This is a genomic window from Arthrobacter sp. 10T416 (genome assembly GCF_056394165.1).
This window is the reverse complement of sequence record NZ_JBFTHI010000006.1, coordinates 46,692-65,100: the sequence shown is the minus strand read 5'-3', so window position 1 is coordinate 65,100 and position 18,409 is coordinate 46,692. Positions and strand designations below refer to the sequence as shown.

At 69.1% G+C, this 18,409-nt stretch carries 16 protein-coding genes; 11 read left to right on the top strand and 5 right to left on the bottom strand.

The features are described from left to right. Positions 1-46 precede the first annotated feature (46 nt). From AC1DBE_RS08670 to AC1DBE_RS08645, 6 genes are read left to right on the top strand one after another with little or no spacing between them, the layout of a single operon-like run. On the top strand, positions 47-1,258 hold the full coding sequence (locus AC1DBE_RS08670) for a thiolase family protein (protein ID WP_476970268.1): 1,212 nt from the start codon (positions 47-49) through the stop codon (positions 1,256-1,258). After that, positions 1,258-2,091, top strand: a complete 834-nt coding sequence (locus tag AC1DBE_RS08665; RefSeq protein ID WP_476970267.1) for an enoyl-CoA hydratase/isomerase family protein — start codon at positions 1,258-1,260, stop codon at positions 2,089-2,091. The genes AC1DBE_RS08670 and AC1DBE_RS08665 overlap by 1 nt, the downstream gene beginning before the upstream one ends. Further along, a complete protein-coding gene (locus AC1DBE_RS08660) occupies positions 2,088-2,969 on the top strand; it encodes a 3-hydroxyacyl-CoA dehydrogenase family protein (RefSeq protein ID WP_476970266.1) in 882 nt (293 codons plus the stop codon). Before AC1DBE_RS08665 ends, AC1DBE_RS08660 begins: the two co-directional genes overlap by 4 nt. A 28-nt stretch (positions 2,970-2,997) precedes the next feature. Further along, positions 2,998-3,648 carry a GNAT family N-acetyltransferase gene (locus AC1DBE_RS08655; protein WP_476970265.1) on the top strand — a complete coding sequence of 217 codons (651 nt, stop codon included), beginning with the start codon at positions 2,998-3,000 and terminating at the stop codon, positions 3,646-3,648. Positions 3,649-3,655: 7 nt separating this feature from the next. Then, positions 3,656-4,387 carry a tyrosine-protein phosphatase gene (locus AC1DBE_RS08650; protein ID WP_476970264.1) on the top strand — a complete coding sequence of 244 codons (732 nt, stop codon included), beginning with the start codon at positions 3,656-3,658 and terminating at the stop codon, positions 4,385-4,387. Positions 4,388-4,396: 9 nt separating this feature from the next. Continuing rightward, complete coding sequence (locus AC1DBE_RS08645) at positions 4,397-7,027, top strand: S1 family peptidase (RefSeq protein WP_476970263.1); 2,631 nt, start codon at positions 4,397-4,399, stop codon at positions 7,025-7,027. A gap of 14 nt (positions 7,028-7,041) precedes the next feature. Here AC1DBE_RS08645 and AC1DBE_RS08640 read toward each other — a convergent pair whose 3' ends face one another. Then, positions 7,042-7,458, bottom strand: a complete 417-nt coding sequence (locus AC1DBE_RS08640; protein WP_476970262.1) for a PaaI family thioesterase — start codon at positions 7,456-7,458, stop codon at positions 7,042-7,044. Between the two features lie 173 nt (positions 7,459-7,631). Between AC1DBE_RS08640 and paaZ the strand changes: the two genes are divergently transcribed. Continuing rightward, positions 7,632-9,743 carry a phenylacetic acid degradation bifunctional protein PaaZ gene (gene paaZ / locus AC1DBE_RS08635; RefSeq protein ID WP_476970261.1) on the top strand — a complete coding sequence of 704 codons (2,112 nt, stop codon included), beginning with the start codon at positions 7,632-7,634 and terminating at the stop codon, positions 9,741-9,743. Between the two features lie 144 nt (positions 9,744-9,887). Beyond that, positions 9,888-10,295 carry a VOC family protein gene (locus AC1DBE_RS08630; RefSeq protein ID WP_476878189.1) on the top strand — a complete coding sequence of 136 codons (408 nt, stop codon included), beginning with the start codon at positions 9,888-9,890 and terminating at the stop codon, positions 10,293-10,295. A gap of 140 nt (positions 10,296-10,435) precedes the next feature. Here AC1DBE_RS08630 and AC1DBE_RS08625 read toward each other — a convergent pair whose 3' ends face one another. From AC1DBE_RS08625 to AC1DBE_RS08610, 4 genes are all read right to left on the bottom strand, one after another. After that, positions 10,436-11,338, bottom strand: a complete 903-nt coding sequence (locus AC1DBE_RS08625) for a DUF427 domain-containing protein (protein WP_476970260.1) — start codon at positions 11,336-11,338, stop codon at positions 10,436-10,438. Between the two features lie 73 nt (positions 11,339-11,411). Next, on the bottom strand, positions 11,412-12,023 hold the full coding sequence (locus tag AC1DBE_RS08620; RefSeq protein WP_476878187.1) for a TetR/AcrR family transcriptional regulator: 612 nt from the start codon (positions 12,021-12,023) through the stop codon (positions 11,412-11,414). A 99-nt stretch (positions 12,024-12,122) separates the two neighbouring features. Further along, a complete protein-coding gene (paaK, locus tag AC1DBE_RS08615) occupies positions 12,123-13,460 on the bottom strand; it encodes a phenylacetate--CoA ligase PaaK (RefSeq protein ID WP_476970259.1) in 1,338 nt (445 codons plus the stop codon). A gap of 15 nt (positions 13,461-13,475) precedes the next feature. Beyond that, positions 13,476-13,994 carry a hotdog fold thioesterase gene (locus AC1DBE_RS08610; RefSeq protein ID WP_476970258.1) on the bottom strand — a complete coding sequence of 173 codons (519 nt, stop codon included), beginning with the start codon at positions 13,992-13,994 and terminating at the stop codon, positions 13,476-13,478. A 91-nt stretch (positions 13,995-14,085) separates the two neighbouring features. Between AC1DBE_RS08610 and pta the strand changes: the two genes are divergently transcribed. The 3 genes from pta to AC1DBE_RS08595 are packed head-to-tail and all read left to right on the top strand — an operon-like array spanning position 14,086 to position 18,037. Beyond that, the gene (pta, locus tag AC1DBE_RS08605; RefSeq protein ID WP_476970257.1) at positions 14,086-16,200 is read left to right on the top strand and encodes a phosphate acetyltransferase; all 2,115 of its coding nucleotides are present in this window, start codon (positions 14,086-14,088) and stop codon (positions 16,198-16,200) included. A gap of 8 nt (positions 16,201-16,208) precedes the next feature. Next, positions 16,209-17,378 (top strand): acetate kinase, encoded by a 1,170-nt coding sequence (locus AC1DBE_RS08600; protein ID WP_476970256.1) that lies wholly within the window; start codon positions 16,209-16,211, stop codon positions 17,376-17,378. Between the two features lie 59 nt (positions 17,379-17,437). Then, entirely contained in the window at positions 17,438-18,037 is a 600-nt protein-coding gene (locus AC1DBE_RS08595) for a GNAT family N-acetyltransferase (protein ID WP_476970255.1), read from the top strand. Positions 18,038-18,409 lie beyond the last annotated feature (372 nt).

The window sequence follows — 18,409 nt, the reverse complement described above, 5'->3', positions numbered from 1 at the left end:
TCGGTAATTTTATTGCGGCCCAGCTCCCTTGGTGAAGGATGTTCTCATGGTCGAGGCTTTTCTTGTTGGCGGTGCCCGCACTCCGGTGGGGCGGTACGGGGGCGCCCTTTCCGGGGTCCGTCCCGATGACCTGGCCGCACTCGTGGTCCGCGAGGCCGTGGCCCGTGCCGGCGTCGACCCGGACGCAATCGACGAGGTCATCCTCGGGAACGCCAACGGTGCCGGAGAGGAAAACCGCAACGTCGCCCGGATGGCCACCATCCTGGCCGGCCTGCCGCTCCACATCCCGGGCATYACCGTCAACCGGTTGTGCGCCTCGGGCCTGAGCGCCATCATCATGGCCAGCCAGATGATCAAATCGGGTGCCGCGGACATCGTGGTGGCCGGCGGCGTCGAATCGATGAGCCGCGCCCCGTGGGTGCAGGAAAAACCGCAGACCGCTTTCGCCAAGCCCGGCCAGATTTTTGATACCTCCATCGGCTGGCGCTTCGCCAACCCGCTGTTCCAGAAGGGTGAACTTTCCCGCGACGGCAAGATGACCTACTCCATGCCGGAAACGGCGGAAGAAGTGGCCCGCGTGGACGGCATCACCCGCGAGGACGCCGATGCGTTCGCCGTCCGTTCGCACGAACTCTCCCTCGCGGCGATCGCCGCCGGCCGCTTCGCCGCGGAGATCGTCCCCGTGACCGTCAAGACCCGCAAGGCCGAAACGGTGGTTGACACCGACGAGGGCCCGCGCGCCGGCACCACCATGGACGTGCTCGCCAATCTCCGGCCGGTGGTTGCCGGGGGCTCCGTGGTCACCGCGGGCAACTCCTCCACCCTGAACGACGGCGCCTCCGCGATCATCGTCGCCTCCGAGGCGGCCATCCAGAAGCTGGGCCTCACCCCGCGGGCCCGCATCATCGACGGGGCGTCCGCCGGCTGCGAACCCGAGATCATGGGCATCGGGCCCGTCCCGGCCACCCAAAAGGTCCTCGCCCGCGCCGGCCTCGGCGTCGGTGACCTCGGCGCCGTCGAACTCAATGAAGCCTTCGCGACGCAGTCCCTGGCCTCCATGCGCCGGCTGGGTCTGGACCCGGAGATTGTGAACCGCGACGGCGGCGCGATCTCACTGGGGCACCCGCTGGGCTCGTCGGGCTCCCGGATCGCGATCACCCTGCTGGGGCGGATGGAACGCGAAGATGCGCGGATCGGCCTGGCCACCATGTGCATCGGCGTGGGACAGGGCACCGCCATGCTGCTGGAGCGCGTCTAATGGCGGCCCAGCCCGCCGGCCTGGATACCGCTGGCTTCAGCACGCTCCTGGTCGAGGAGCAGCAGGACCGGTTGGTGGTGCTGCTGAACCGGCCCGAGGTCCGCAACGCGATCGACCAGCAGATGGTCGACGAGCTCCACCGGGTCTGCGCCTATCTGGAGCAGACCCCCAAGGTGCTGATCCTGGCCGGCACGGAGGGCGTCTTCGCCTCCGGCGCGGACATCGCACAGCTGCGTGAACGCCGCCGTGACGACGCCCTGCAGGGCATCAACTCCACCATCTTTGTCCGCATCGCCAAGCTGCCGATGCCGGTCATCGCCGCCCTCGACGGCTTCTGCCTCGGCGGCGGGGCAGAGCTGGCCTACGCGGCCGACTTCCGCATCGGCACCCCCGGGGTCCGGATCGGCAACCCCGAGACGGGCCTGGGCATCCTCGCCGCCGCCGGGGCCAGCTGGCGCCTCAAGGAACTGGTGGGGGAGCCCGTCGCGAAGGACATCCTGCTGGCCGGTGCTGTGCTCCGCGCCGACCGGGCGCTCGCCGTCGGGCTTATCACCGAGGTCCACGAACCCGCGCAGCTGATGGACGGCGCGCACGCGCTGGCAGACCGGATCGGGCAGCAGGACCCCCTCGCCGTGCGGATCACCAAGTCCGTGTTCCATGCCCCGGCCGAGGCACACCCGCTGATCGACCAGCTCGCCCAGGGCATCCTTTTCGAATCCCAGGCGAAGTTCGACCGGATGCAGGCCTTCCTGGATAAGAAGTCCGCCAAGAAAGCCGCCGCACCAGCCGCCGCATCGCCAGAGACCTCTTCAGACCGGAAGAAGCAGCCATGAGCATCCCCGTAGTTCCCGCCAACGTTCCCGCCCTCCCCGCCTCCGTTGGAGTGCTCGGCGGCGGCCGGATGGGCGCGGGCATCGCCCACGCCTTCCTGATCAACGGGGCCAACGTCCTGGTGGTGGAACGCGACGACGAATCCGCCGAGGCCGCCCGGGAACGGGTGGAGTCCGCCGCCGCCAAGAGCATCGAACTCGGCGCCACCGACGGCAACCTGGACGAGATGGTCTCCCGGCTCTCCGTCACTGTGGACTACGACGACTTCAAGGACCGGCAGCTGGTTGTCGAGGCCGTACCCGAGGACTGGGACCTGAAGGTCGCCTCGCTGCGCGGGATCGAGGAACGCCTCGGCGCCGACGCCTACCTCGCCTCCAACACCTCGTCGCTGTCCGTCAACGGCCTGGCCCGCGAGCTGAAGCGCCCGCAGAACTTCCTGGGCCTGCACTTCTTCAACCCGGTTCCGGCCTCCACCCTGATCGAGGTGGTGCTCGGCGAGCAGACCAGCGAAACCCTCGCCCGGGACGCCCGCGGCTGGGTCGCGGCACTGGGCAAGACCGCCGTCGTCGTCAATGACGCCCCCGGCTTCGCGTCCTCACGGCTGGGGGTAGCCATCGCCCTGGAGGCGATGCGCATGGTGGAGGAAGGCGTGGCCTCGGCCGAGGACATCGACAACGCGATGGTCCTGGGCTACAAGCACCCCACGGGCCCGCTGCGCACCACCGACATTGTGGGCCTGGACGTCCGGCTGGGCATTGCCGAATACCTGGCTTCGACGCTGGGTGAACGCTTCGCCCCGCCGCAGATCCTCCGTGACAAGGTGGCCCGTGGCGAGCTTGGCCGCAAAACCGGCAAGGGCTTCTTCGACTGGACTGCCTGAGCCGGACCGGCATGCCTAGGATGGAGCGGTGACTACCGCCCCGCCGCGCATTGAACCCATCACCCTCACCGGCACGCACGTGGTGCTGGAACCGCTCAGCCACGCGCACCACGACGGGCTGGTGGAAGCTGCCCGCGACGGCGAACTCTGGAAACTCTGGTACACCTCCGTGCCGGCCCCGGAAGCCATGGCAGCCGAGATCGACCGGCGACTGGCCCTCCAGCAGGCAGGGTCCATGCTGCCCTTCACCACGCGGCTGCTCGATCCGGCCACCGGGGGTCCAGGGCAGGTGATCGGCATGACCACCTACATGAACATCGACGCCGCCACACCGCGGGTGGAAATCGGTTCCACCTGGAACGCGCTCTCCGCCCACGGCAGCGGCAGCAACCCCGACTCCAAGCTGCTGCTGCTCCGGCATGCCTTCGAGACGCTCGGATGCCCGGCGGTGGAATTCCGCACGCACTGGCTCAACCACCAGTCGCGCGAGGCGATCGCCCGGCTCGGCGCCAAACAGGACGGTGTGCTGCGCAGCCACAGCCGCACGGCCGACGGTCAGCTCCGGGACACCGTGGTGTTCTCCATCCTCGAACACGAATGGCCGATGGTCCGGACCGGCCTGGAATACCGCCTCGTCGGCCGCCGCCGGGGCTCGGCGGACGGCCGGGCCGATGGCTAGCCCGGGGATGCGGCCGGAGCCCGTTGCCCCGGCCGGCCCGCCGGATGACGGCCGCGCCGTGGATTGGGACGGTGCCGTCAACGCCTGGCATATTGCGGGGGACGTGTACCGGATGGGACGCCGGGAATGGCTCACCGAGACCGGCTGGCAGCAGGCGTACGACGGCGGCATCCGCACCGTCATTGACCTGCGCAACCCCGAGGAGCTGCGCCGCCGCGACACTGACCCCGTGGTGGGCGCCGAAACCCTGGCCGCGTTCGACGTCGTGCACGCCCCCACGGAGGACCCGGCGAACAGCGAATTCGGTGAACTCTGCGTTCCCTACCTGAACGACCCCGCGTACTATCGGGACAACGCCAGGATCTTCCCCGGGAAGCTCGCGCAGGTATTCAAGGCTGTGGCCGCAGCGCGCGGCGGCGTCGTCATCCACTGCTCCGCCGGCCGGGACCGCAGCGGCATGATCGCGGCTATGCTCCAGGACCTCGGCGGGGCCGGGGAGCCCGCCATCGCGGCGGCCTACGAACGCGCCATGCGGGGAATCAATGAGCACCACCGCCGGTCCGGGATGCCCCACCCGCACGAACGGTACCTTCCCGAGGACGTCCTGGCGCCCCTGATTGAACGACGCCGGAACAGCCTGTTGCGGTTCGTCCGGGAGGTAACCACCGCCGAATTTTTGGGCCACAATGGCGTAACGGTCCACGAGTTGGCCGCCATCCGGTTCAAACTGGCGCGTTAGAGTAACCGGGTGAAGACTCCCACCTACCGCCTTGTGATGCGGGCAGTGGCGGCCACCGCCGTTGCTCTCGGAGGGTCTTCGCTGGCCGTCCCGGCCTACGCCGAAGCCAACGCCCCCGACCCCGCCGCGTCCTCCCCCTCGTCGTCGGACATCAGCGACGCCGGACTTGCCGAAGCCGTGCAACGGGACCTGGGCATGACGATGGAAGAGTTCAACGCCGCCGGTGCGCAGGCCAAACGGGCCGCCGCCGCAGCCACCACCCTGCGCGCGCTGCCGGGGTACCTCGGGATCGTCCTGCGGGACGGGAAAATCGTGGTCCAGGGTCACGGGACCGAGCTCCAGGCGGGCGTCAACGAACTCAACAAGACCGCCCCGGCCGACTTCGTGCTGGAGGCACCCGCGGTGGCTGCCGCGACGGCGCCGGCACCCTCGCCCTCAGCTTCGCCGGCTCCCAAGGCAACACCGAAGGCCGCACCCAAGGCCGCGCCCGAACTTCGCGCCGGCAGCGCCGAACAGCTCTTCCAGGCCTACGTCCGAGATGTGGGGCCGGACGGGCTGCAAGCCGTCGCCTACGCGGACGGGCACTTCATCATCCGCACCGGCGGCACAAACACCGCCGAGGTCCGCACCGCCGGCCTCCTGGCGCCCGGCAGTGCCCGCCCGTTCCAGGTGCCGGCCGCCGGCACCGCCGATCCGGCAGCGCAGCCCGCCCCCGGCAAGATCTCGGCGGCAGACTTCGTGGCGCGCTACGCCAACGTGGAGCTGGAAAAGGGCGCAGCCATCAAGACCGAGGAGGACTACTTCGGCGGCCAGGGCTTTGTCATCGACAACATGACCATCTGCTCCGCCGGTTTCAGCGCCTTCGATCCGCACGGCCTGCCGCTGGTCCTTACCGCCGGCCACTGCGCCGAGGACGGAACCGCAGCCCGGGCCGACGTCGAACCCTCCACCGCGGCACCGGCGGGCGGCGCAACGACGGCGCTGCCAGCCGCTCCAGGGCTCCTCGGAACGTTCGGCTTCAGCCAGTTCGGCGGCCCCAACAACTCGGTTATCACCGGCACCGAGGCCAACCCCGGCAACATCGGCACCGACATCGCCGTGATCAAAGACGTGCGGCCGGGCCTCGACGTCCAGCCGTCGGCCACGACCTGGCAGAACCCTGCCGGGCCGGCCCGGACGTCCGTGAAGATCATCGGCAGCGCCGCGCCGTACCAGGGCCAGGCCGTGTGCCGCTCCGGCCGGACCACCGGGTGGTCCTGCGGCACGGTGGCGGAGACCGGCATCTACGTGGTGGCGGGACGGACCACGGACCCGGCAGACCTGCGCGCTTTCAAGGGATTCCTGTCCCACGACGTCCAGTCCAGCGGCGGCGACTCAGGCGGCCCCTGGATCAGCGGCAACTACGCGGTCGGCACCCACTCCGCCGGCGAACCGAAGGGCGCCACGCAGAACTTCGCCGTCGCCACCACACTGCAGGATGCGCTCGGGTACGTGCCTGGCCCCGTCCAGCTCCGGCTGTTCCTGAACAAACCCAACCTGGCCGGAACGGCCGATGGCGGCACGGTCCTGCCCGGCTCCGTCATCCGCGGGCACGTGGCCGCCGCCCCCGCCTCGGCCGTTGCCGCCGACTCCAAGGTCCGCCTGACACGGCCGGACCAGGCCGCCGTCGACCTCCCGGTGGACGCGGCAGGCAACTGGTCGTTCAGCGCACCCGCAGCCGAGGGCCCGTTCCAGTTCACAGCCGAAACCGTCAACGGCTTCAGCAGGTCCGGGGCCAAGGACTTCCGCCTCAACGTCTCGGCACTGCTGGCGCCCGCAATCATAACGCCCGCGCCGGGATCCACCACCACGGGCCTCGACAGCGTCAAAGGCACAGGCACCCCGGGCAGCGTCGTGACGCTCTCCGGCGACCTGGCGGGCTCGGCGACGGTCGCGCCGGACGGACAGTGGAGTATCCCGCTGGGCAACCAACCGGTCTACGGCAAGGTTTCCGTCTCGGCCGTCCAGGTCTCGGCCGGCCATACGGACAGTCCGGCGACGACGGCGGAGTTCAGCGTGCGGCCGCCGGCCCCGGTGGTCGACGGGGACTGGGCCGGGGCCTCGTTCCGCCAGGGCGAGGTGCCCGCCGCCATCTCGGGGACCGGCGTGGACGCAGCGTCCGTCACGGTACTGATCGACGGCCGGGCCGTTGGGGCAGCGCGCGCCGGCGCCGCAGGGATGGGGACGAAGGGAGTGTCCGGGTCGCTGGTGCCGCAGGTTGTCGTGGCCGGCGGGCGTTGGAGTGTGGCGTTCCCGGAGGGCCTGACCCTGGGCCCGCATATTGTTTCGGTGTCCCAGTCGGTCGACGGAGTTGCCTCGCCGCCGGCGGGTTTCCGGTTCCGTATTGATCCGCTGGCAGCCGCGGCCGCCTCGGCCGGACCCGCCGCCTCGGCGGGACCAGCAGGCGCTGCGGCACCTGCTGCCCCCGCCCCGGGAGCAGCCGCCCTGGGGGCAGCCGGCCCCGTCCAGCAGCCGGGTGGCCCGGCGGCCCTGGCCAGCACCGGCGCCGGCGGTGCACTGACCGCCGCCGGCTGGGGAGCAGGGGCGCTCTTGCTTGGCGGCGCGCTGCTGGCCGCCAGCCGGCGTCGGGCCGTCCGCTAGGGCTTCGGCCCTGGCTAGTTCTTCCGGTCCAGCAGCAGGTTGGTGATCCGCATGGTGCACAGCCGGTCGCCGGCTTCGTTGGTGATCAGGACCTCGTGGGTGGTCAGCGTGCCGCCAAGGTGCACCGGAGTGGCGGTGATCGTCACAAGCCCCCCGCGGGCGGACTTGTGATGGGTTGCCGAGACGTCCACCCCCACCGCTGTTTTCCCCATGGTGCTGGCGTGAATCACCGCGGCCCAGGAGCCCACTGCCTCGCCCACGGCCAGCGAGGCACCGCCGTGCAGCAGGCCGAAGGACTGGCGGTTGCCCTCCACCGGCATGGTCGCCACAACGCGCTCCACTGATTGCTCGAGGATCTTGACGCCCATCTTTTCGTCAAGTTCGCCGAGCGTGATGGTCCACAGTTCGGTACCGCGGGGATCGGTGGTCATTGCGTCTCCTTCGGGGGGCTCTGCCCGGTCACAGACCGGCAGTGGTGCCGGTAGTCGTGCCGGTACTAGTGTGCCGCACGGCTCAGTCATGTACTGTAGACATATTACCGAACGGACGGTCAGTAATGCGCTGGCCGCGTGATCTTGCCCCGCGTTGGAAGGACCCGTCAACGATGACCACCACTGCAACTGCTCCGGAACCCTCAGTGGGCACCGTCGAGATCGTTCCCAGCTTCATCCGCAACTCCTGGTGGACCCCGGACGCCGCCTCGGCCGCCGGTGCGGCCGACGTCCTGGACGCCAGCACGGGCGAACTTCTGGCCAAGGTGAGCACCGAGGGCCTCGACCTTGCCGGCGTCGTCGACTACGGCCGCACCACCGGCCAGACGGAACTGGGCAAGCTGACCTTCCACCAGCGCGCCCTCAAGCTCAAGGAACTGGCGCAGTACCTCAACGGCCGCCGCGACGAGTTCTACGCGCTCTCCGCGCAGACCGGTGCCACCAAGATCGACTCGATGGTCGACATCGACGGCGGCATCGGCGTGCTCTTCACCTTCGGCTCCAAGGGCCGGCGCGAACTGCCCAACGCCCAGGTGGTGGTGGATGGCCCCATGGAGGTGCTTTCGCGGGACGGCTCCTTCGCCGGCGAGCACATCTACACCCGGATTCCCGGCGTCGCTGTACAGATCAACGCCTTCAACTTCCCGGTCTGGGGCATGCTCGAGAAGCTGGCCCCGGCCTTCATCGCCGGAGTCCCCACCATCGTCAAGCCGGCCACCCCCACGGGCTACGTCGCCGCGGCCGTGGTGAAGGCCATCGACGAGTCCGGCATCCTGCCCGAAGGGTCCCTGCAGCTGGTCTCCGGCTCCGTCCGCACCCTGCTGGACCACCTCGACTACCGTGACCTCGTCGCCTTCACCGGATCCGCGGCCACCGCCAACACGCTCAAGTCCCACCCCAACGTGGTCACCGGGGGCGTGCGCTTCACCTCCGAGACAGACTCCCTCAACGCCGCGATCCTCGGTACGGACGCCGTCAAGGGCACCCCGGAATTCGACGCGTTCATCAAGTCGCTCGTCACCGAAATGACCGTCAAGGCCGGCCAGAAGTGCACCTCCATCCGCCGCGCCATCGTGCCGCAGGACCTGGTGTCCGACGTCGTCGCCGCCGTGGGGGAGCGGATCAGCGAGCGCGTCGTCGTGGGCGACCCCCGCGCCGAGGGCGTCACCATGGGTGCCCTCGCTTCGCTCGACCAGCTCGCCGACGTGCGTGCCGCGGTCCAGTCCATGCTCGACGCCGGCGGGGAACTTGCCTACGGCACGCTCGACTCACCGAAGGTCACTAGCGCCGACGGCAGCATCGGCGTCGTCGACGGCGGCGCATTTATGTCCCCGGTGCTGCTGAGCTGGGCCAACCCGGAAGCCGAAGAGGTCCACTCGCTGGAAGCCTTCGGCCCCGTCTCCTCCGTGATCGGCTACACCGACCTCGCCGACGCCGTCCGCCTCGCGGCCCGGGGCGGCGGCTCACTGGTGGCCTCCGTCTGCACCAACGACCCCGACGTGGCGCGTGAACTGGTCACCGGCATCGCTGCCCACCACGGCCGGGTGCTGATGCTCAACCGCGAGGACGCGCGCAGCTCCACCGGCCACGGCTCCCCGGTTCCGCACCTGGTCCACGGCGGCCCGGGCCGTGCCGGCGGCGGCGAGGAACTGGGCGGCATCCGCTCGGTGATGCACCACATGCAGCGCACCGCCATCCAGGGTTCGCCCAACATGCTGACCGCTGTCACCGGCGTCTGGCACACCGGCGCCGACCGCAACTTCACCTTGGACACCGAGGGCCAGCACCCGTTCCGGAAGCCGTTGGCGACCCTGCACATCGGCGACGCCATCCGCTCGGAGCTGCGCGAGGTCTCCCTGGACGAGATCACGAAGTTCGCCAACTCCACCGGCGACACCTTCTACGCCCACACCAACCAGGAAGCCGCGGAAGCCAACCCGTTCTTCCCGGGCATCGTGGCGCACGGGTACCTGCTGCTGGCCTGGGGCGCCGGGCTGTTCGTCGAACCCGCGCCAGGCCCCGTCCTGGCCAACTACGGCCTGGAGAACCTGCGCTTCATCACCCCCGTCGCGGCCGGCGACTCCATCCGCGTCACCCTGACGGCCAAGAAAATCACCCCGCGTGAGACCGACGAGTACGGCGAGGTGGCCTGGGACGCCGTCCTGACCAACCAGAACGACGAGATCGTGGCCACGTACGACGTCCTGACGCTCGTCGAGAAGTAGCCGCTCCCTCCTCCGCCCCGTTGCGCGATCACTTGTGGCTGCTAAAACCCCGGAATGGCAACCATAAGTGATAGGGCAACCGGGGAGGGGCGGGCTCTTTCCACCCTGCTGCGGCGTAAAATCGTGCTCGTAGGAGGTGGCGAAATGTCCCTAGTACTCAGCAAAGCCACAACAGTCCTGCCAGTTGATGATGCAGCGCGTGCCCGGCATTTTTACGCGGACACCCTGGGGCTCCCGCACCGTGGCGTGGCAGAGGACGGAAGCGAAATGTTCGGCTCAGAAGGCGGCCCGATGCTGCAGCTGATGCCAGTCAGGGATGGAAAGCATTCCGAGCACACCACCCTGAGTTTCGAAGTCAGCGAGATCGAGCGCACCGTCAGGGAGATGGAAGCCCGGGGCGTAATGTTCCAGGACTACAACCTGCCCGACCTCAAGACCGAGAACCACATTTGCACCACGGATTCTGAAAAGTGCGCCTGGTTTATGGACTCCGAGCACAATGTCCTCTGCGTACACGAGAACATCATGACGGCTGCCGACTACCAGCTCTGAGAACGGTCAACAGCACCCCGGTCCTCCGGGGTGCTGTTCTGCGCACGGGGCGGCCACCTCCCTGCTGCCCGCCGCCGCCCGGCCGGGGCAGATCGACACGGACACGCCGGGATTTCCTCCCCGAGAGGCCGGGCAGGGGGTCAATGCGCCCCCGGGCCGCCTGCGCCCCCCGGGCCGCCCGGGCCGCCCGGGCCGCCTGGCCGGTCCGGGCGGGACCACGGCGACACCGGCCGGGGCTGCAGCACCCCATTGACCTTCAGGTCCACGCGCTCATTGAAGAAACAGATGAGGCCATGGATCTGGGCGGCATCGCGGAACCGCCGGTCGTAGCTCCAGGCGATGTTGCCGCCCTGGTCCGACGCCGGGTAGCTCCAGTAGCTGGCCTGGCCCTTGTACGGACAGACGGTCCGCTTGGGACTGGCCTCCAGCCGGTCCAGCCGCACGTCCGCGGGCTGGAAGTAGTAGCGGACCGGCAGCATGGTCTCGTACAACAGCTGCGCGCCGGTGGTGCGGGCCAGCGTGACGCCGTCGAGCGCCACCTCCACCTCCGCTGACGACGCGCGGATGTCCACCCGGTGAAACGGATCCCGGGGGTGGCCGATGATCTCCTCGTCGTCCTCGAGCCAGTCGAAGGCCGCGAAGTCCAGGACGACGTGCCCGGAAAGGTCCGGATCCGCGGGCCGGAAGGCGGCTCGGGCGACGGTGGCCGACGGCGTCACGACGTCGAGCTCCTCGCCCGGCGCGGTATGCCGGCCAAAGCCGGTGACGGGGTCCAGTGACGTGGCAGCAGTACCCGCCCGAATCGCGAAGGGGTGCTCTTCGACGTCGGCCGCCGGCAGTGCCGGGGCGGCGAGCCCGACGAGCAGATCCTGCTCCGGGACGGCAAAGATCGGGGTGATCCGCCGCGGCTCCCAGACCAAGTACGCGCGCGAAGTGTCCACCACCGGCACGCCGTCGTGGCTGGCGCGGATCCTCTTGGCCGTGGGCTCGTAGCGGAACTGGGGGAAGGTGCCCATCAGCACTTCGGATAACCTGATGGCCATCCTCCCAGCGTGGCCCGCGGCAAGCGGCCCGTCAATGGCAGCAGCCCGGGACGGCCCCGGGCGGAAGGGTGGGTTAGTCCCGGCCGGGGACGTGCAGGCCGTGGAACGCCATGGTGATGACGTCGTCGGCCAGCTTCCCGGGCGAGAGCGAACCGCCGGGCTTGTACCACTCGACGATCGAGTTGATGGTGCCGAACAGGAGCCGCGTGACGGTGCGGGGGTCGATGTCCTGGCGCAAGGAACCTTCGTCGCGGGCCGCGGAAATCAGGGCCGCCACCTTGTGGTCGAAGGTGCGGCGGCGTTCCAGGGCGTCGCGTTCGATCTCGGTGTTGCCGCGCAGCCGGAGCAGCAGGGTCACGAAGGGCAGCCGCTCCACCAGGACGGAGATGGTTTCGCGGAGCACGAATTCCAGCCGGGCGTCGGCCGATCCGGTCTGCGCCCCGGGCTGGTCCAGGATGGCTTCCAGGCCGCCGAGGGCGTGGTCCAGGGCCAGCTTGAGGAGATCGCCCTTGGACGGCACGTGGTGGTAGATGGCCGACTTCGAGATGCCCAGGTTCTCGGCAAGGATGCCCATTGACGTGGCGTCGTAGCCGTGCCGGTTGAAGACGTCGACGGCGATCAGCAGCACTGATTGCTGGTCATAGCCGGGGCGGCCGCGCTTGGCGGTGGTAGCTGTGCTGGGCATACTCGCTAGTTTCTCATGAACGGTCGGTCAGTCCGGCAGCCGCGACGCCGGGAGTCGCGGCTGCCGTTCCGGCCGGGTGGCCGGACCCGCGGGGCGGAATTAGCCCTTCGGACGCATGTCGTAGATCCGGCGCAGCTTGCCGTTGGAGCGCTCCAGCGAACCGGGATCGACGACGTCGACGGTGCAGGAGGAGCCGACGTGGATCTTAATCTGCTGCTGCAGAACCTTCGCCGCCGAGGCGCTGCCCTCGGCGCTGACCGCTTCGCGGCGCTCGATCTTGACCGTGAGCTGGTCCATCCGCTGGCCTTCGGGGCGGGTGAGTTCCAGCTGGAAGTGCGGGCTGAGCTCGGGAATGCGCAGGGCGATTTCCTCGATCTGCGAGGGGAACAGGTTCACGCCGCGCAGGATGATCATGTCGTCGCTGCGGCCGGTGATGCGTCCCATACGGCGGTGGGCCGGGCGGGCCGTGCCGGGCAGCAGCCGGGTGAGGTCCTTGGTGCGGTACCGGATGATCGGCAGCGCCTCCTTGGTCAGCGAGGTGAAGACCAGCTCGCCAGGTTCGCCGTCGCCCAGGACCACGGAGGGGTCGAAGGCGTCGATGATTTCGGGGCGGAAGTGGTCCTCCCAGATGTGGCTGCCGTCCTGGGTCTCCACGGCTTCGCCGGCGACGCCGGGTCCCATGACCTCGGACAGGCCGTAAATGTCGCAGGCCTTGATGTTCATGGTGACTTCGAGCTCGTGCCGCATTTCCTCGGTCCAGGGCTCGGCGCCGAGCACGGCGAACTTCAGCGAGGTGGAGGCCGGGTCGATGCCCTGCTTCATCATGGCGTCCGCGATGGTCAACAGGTAGGTCGGAGTGGCCAGGATGGCGTCCGGCTTGAAGTCCTGGATCAGCGTGATCTGGCGTTCGGTCTGGCCGCCGGAGATCGGGATGACCGTGCAGCCGAGGGCCTCGGCCCCGGCGTGGGCGCCCATGCCGCCGGTGAACAGGCCGTAGCCGTAAGCGTTGTGGACCTTCATGCCAGGACGCACACCGGAGGCGCGCAGGGAGCGGGCCACCAGCTTGGCCCAGTCGGCGAGGTCTTTCTTGGTGTAGCCCACCACGGTGGCGCGTCCGGTGGTGCCGGAGCTGGCGTGGATTCGGGCCACTTCCTGCTGCGGCACGGCGAACATCCCGAACGGGTACTCGAGCCGCAGGTCTTCCTTCGTGGTGAACGGAAACTTCCCCAGGTCCTCGAGCTCGCGGAGGTCGGAGGGGTGCACGCCGGCCTCGTCGAACTTCCGCTTGTAGAGGGGCACACGGTCGTAGGCGTACGCGACGGTGTGCTGCAGGCGGCTGAGCTGCAGCGCCTCGAGCTCGTCGCGGGAGATGGTTTCTTCGCGGTCCAGGACGGCGTCGCTGGCGGCGAGGGCAGATTCAGCGGTGGGGGTGGTCATCTGTGTCCTACGTTTCTATTTCTTGGAGATGGTGCGGCTGCGGCCGCGGAACTCGGCGATGAGTTCGCCCGGGGCGGTGTCGGAAGGAAGCTCGCCCGGGAGCGTGGGGGATGCGGCGCCGGCGGGGGAATCGGCCGGAGCCTGCACGGCTCCGGGGTCGGCGGCGTAGATCTGGACGTCGTACAGGCCGCTCCGGCCGGTGCTGGCACGGTGATTCGCGACGGCGGTGAGGATCTGCCCGCGGAACGCCGGCTTGATGAAGTTGATGTCCACACCGGACGCGACGGTGATGGACCCGGCGTCGGACGCTGCTGGGGCCGCCGGGTTGCAGGCGAGGGCGAAGGCGGTGTCGCCGAAAGCGAAGATCATGCCGCCGTGGGCCATGCCGAAGCCGTTGAGCATTTCCTGCCGGAGGGGCATCCGGATGGTGGCGTGGCCGTCGGCGAGGGCCAGGACCTCAACGCCCATCCATTCGGAGGCGTAGTCGTCCTTCAGGATGGGGTGGGTGTCACCGGAAATCGTCAGTTCAGCCATGCGTCATTGCCTCCAGCTTTATTTACCGAATGTTCATTAGGTAATCCCATTCGGGTGCCCGCTGTCAAGGGGTGTAAGTATGCTGGGACACATGGCCAAAGGAATATATGTCAGTGCGACGACGCCGGGATCCGGGAAGTCGCTGGTAGCCCTGGGCCTGGCGGACACGCTGCACCGCCACGCTGACCGCATCGGGTTCTTCAAGCCTGTGGTCCACGGCCGGGCGGACGCGGACCCGATGGTCGCGCTGATGAAATCCCGCTTTGACCTCGACGACGACCGCTGCCGGGGCGGCCTGACCTTCGCCGAAGTGCGGGGCCTGCTGGCCGAGGGCAAACGCGAGGAAATCGATTCGCGGTGCGTGGAGATCTTCGCGGAGATGTCGCGCCACTGCGATGTGGTGATCATCGAGGGGACAGACCTGACCGGCCAGGACGCCGCCGTCGAATTCGACCTGAACGCCCGGCTCGCCAACAACCTCGCGGCGCCCATGGTCGCCGTCGTCGGAGCCAGGGGCCGCACCGTGGCCGAAACCGCGGACGCCGTCGAGGTGGCCCGCAAGGAACTGCTCGCCGAACGGTGCACGTTGCTGGCGATTATGGTCAACCGCGCCGAGCCCCGGGACCTGGAGGCGATCGCCGCGGCGGTCCGGCCGGGCGCTTCCGGCCGGCCGGTGTACGTCTTCCCGGAGCTTGAGGACATCGCCCGGCCCACCACCGGCGAGGTCGCCACCGCCCTGGGCTTGGGCCAGGTAGCCGGGCTGCCGGACCGCGAACGGGATGTCCGTTCGGTCAAGGTGGCCGCCATGAATGTGGCCAATTTCCTGCACGTGCTCGACGATGGCGCCCTGGTGATCGTGCCGGGCGACCGCGCGGATGTGCTGGTGGCCTGCCTGGCCTCCTCCCTTTCGGCCGAGTTCCCGGTCCCGTCGGCCCTGATCCTGACCGGTGGCCTGGCCCCGGACCCCACCATTTACTCCCTGCTGGCGCAGGCTCCGTTCCCGATCTTCGCGGCCCCGGATGACACCTACATGACAGCCAAGCGCGTCTCCGAGGTGCGCAGCGAAATCTGGTCGGGGCACCGCCGGAAAGTCGCATCCGCGCTGGGTCTCTGGGCCAAGCAGGTGGACGAGGCCGAACTCCTGGAGCGGCTGCACCTGCCGCGGCCGGAGCGGATGACGCCGCTGCGGTTCCTGCACGACCTCATTGAACGGGCGCGTTCCCAGCGCCGCCACATTGTCCTGCCGGAGGGCTCGGATGTCCGGATCCTGCGTGCCGCGGAGATCCTGCACCGCCGGGACGTCTGTGAGCTGACGGTGCTGGGCCGCGAGGCCGACGTCCGCGAGCTCGCCGCCACCCAGGGTATCGACCTCAGCGGAATCAACATTGTGGACCCGGCCACCTCGGAACTGCGCCAGGGTTTCGCGCAGAAGTACGCGGAACTGCGCGCGCACAAGGGCGTGGACCTGGCCAAGGCGCTCGAAGTGATGCAGGACGAGAGCTACTTCGGCACCATGATGGTCCAGCTCGGGGTGGTGGACGGGATGGTCTCCGGCGCCGCCCACACCACGGCACACACCATCCGCCCGGCCCTGGAATTCGTGAAGACCCGCGAGGGCGTCAAGATCGTCTCCTCGGTGTTCCTGATGCTGATGCCGGACCGGGTGCTGGTCTACGGCGACTGCGCCGTCAATCCGGAACCCAACGTGGAGCAGCTCGCGGACATCGCCCTCGCCTCGGCCGAAACCGCCGCCCAGTTCGGCGTCGAACCGCGGGTCGCGATGCTCTCCTACTCCACCGGAGGCTCCGGCGCCGGCGAAGCGGTGGACGCCGTCCGGCAGGCCACCGAACTCGTGCGGCAGCGGCGCCCGGACCTCGCCGTCGAGGGTCCCATCCAGTACGACGCCGCCGTCGACGCCGCGATCGCCGAGTCCAAGATGCCGGGCTCGACCGTGGCCGGGCAGGCGACGGTGTTCATTTTCCCGGACCTGAACACCGGCAACAACACCTACAAGGCGGTCCAGCAGTCCTCCGGGGCCGTCGCCGTCGGGCCCGTCCTGCAGGGCCTCCGCAAACCGGTCAACGACCTCTCCCGCGGCTGCACGGTGGACGACATCCTCAACACCGTGGCCATCACCGCCATCCAGGCGCAGGCCGGTGGCCAGGACGCCGCGTCCGCAACCCTGTCCGTCGAAGCCAAGGCTTAGGAGGCCCCATGCTCGTGCTCGTCATCAACTCCGGTTCGTCCTCGCTCAAGTACCAGGTCCGCGATGTTGAGGCGGGCAGCGTCCTCGCCGAGGGGCTGGTGGAGAAAATCGGGATGGGCAACGGCGGCGACGGCGACGGGGAGATCGAGGGCCCCCGCGACCACGCCGAGGCACTCGAGCAGGTGGACGGCGCAATCCACGAGGCTCTGGGCGACCGGCCGCTCGACGCCGTCGGGCACCGGGTGGTCCACGGCGGGGAACGCTTCGCCGAGCCGGTGCTGGTCAACAACGAGATCACCCGCGCCATCGAACGGCTGAACCCGCTCGCCCCGCTGCATAACCCGGCCAACGTGCTCGGAATCCGCGCCATCGCCAAGAAATGGCCGGAACTGCCGCAGGTGGCCGTGTTCGACACTGCTTTCCACCGCACCCTGCCCGAGCACGCCTGGCGCTACGCCGTGCCGGACGAGCTCTATACAAACCACGGCATCCGGCGCTACGGCTTCCACGGCACCTCGCACGAATACGTCGCGCACCAGGCGGCCGCGCTGCTGGACCTGCCGGTGGAGGAGTTCGACGGCGTGATCGCCCACCTGGGCAACGGCGCGTCCGTTACCGCCATCCGCGGCGGTAAATCCGTCGACACGTCCATGGGGTTCACCCCGCTCGAGGGCCTCGTGATGGGCACCCGCTCCGGCGACCTCGACCCCTCGATCCTGGTGTTCCTGGCCCGGGCCGGCTGGTCCGCCGAGGACCTCGACTCCATGATCAACCGGCGCTCCGGGCTGAAAGGCCTGGCCGGCAACAACGACATGCGCTCCGTGGTGGAGGCCGCCGACGCCGGCGACGCCAAGGCCGCCATGGCCCTCGCGGTGGCCTCCTACCGGCTCTCGAAGTACATCGGCGGGTATCACGTTGCCGTCGGCGGAGCGAAAGCCTTGGTCTTCACGGCCGGCATTGGCGAGAACTCGCACCAGTTCCGCAGCCTGGTCGCCGACCGGCTGGGCGCGCTGGGCGTGGAGCTCGACGCCGGGCTGAACCGCCAGCGGTCCAAGGAACCCCGGGTGATTTCGACCGCGGAATCGGCTCTGCCGGTGCTGGTGGTGCCGACCGACGAGGAGCGCGCGATCGCCGAGGCCACGGCCGCCGTCGTCACTCAGTCATCGACTGCTCCGTAACCGCCCTTTTGACGGCCCATAACGGCACCTGCGGAGCAATCGATGGGTAGCGTGGGGGCATGACCGGACCCAGCCTTCCCTTCAGCCTGCCCATCCGCACTGAGCGGCTGGTGCTGCGCCGGTTCGAGGCCGCGGACCTCGATGCCTTCCACGCCTACCACTCGCTGCCCGAGACGGCCCGCTTCCTGCCGCGGGAGGCCAAGAGCTACACCCAGTCCATGGAGCAGGTGGGCAAGTACGCCAACTTCGAATTCGAGAGAGAGGGCGACTTGGTGGCCCTCGCCATCGAGGCCGCGGAGGCGCCCGGGCTGATCGGCGAAGTGGTCCTCAAATGGCTGCCCGGCCGCGGCCAGGCCGAGGTTGGCTGGAGCCTGGCCCCGGCGGCCCGCGGGAAGGGGTACGCGGCGGAGGCGGCGGCCGCGATCCTGGAATTGGGCTTCGGCGTGCTGGGCTTCCACCGGATCGATGCCAAGCTCGACGCCCTCAACACCTCCTCCGCAGCTCTCTGCACCCGCCTTGGCATGCGCCTGGAATCCACCCAGGTGGACAAGTGGCATTACAAGGGGGAGTGGGCGACCGAAGTGGTCTACGCACTGCTCGCCGACGAGTGGCGGGCCCGGCAGGGTGGTGCGGGTGCGGGTGCGGGTGCGGGTGCGTGACGCGGGCTGACCCGACCAATTGACGCCTCGAACTGACGAAAGTGGCCGCTAAGCGTGGCCTCATAGCGGCCATTTTTGGCAAACGGGTGGTTTCGGCTGGCTGGCGCTCCCTGCATCCGGATCCCGAAAGACGCAGCCGAGGTTACGCCAGCCGCGCGTGGGCAAGAATGAGCATGTCCATTCGTCGGCCATGCCGGCGGTCCAGGAGTGAGTCCAGGAGTGGGCTTGTCCTGGTTCGCATCCACGGCGCGAGTACGACATCCGACGCGAGCCCGCACCACCAAGACCACGTCCGCGCCACCCGTTTGCCAGAAATGGCCGCTAAGGGGAGTCCCTTAGCGGCCATCTGTGGCGAATCGGCGAGCAACAAAT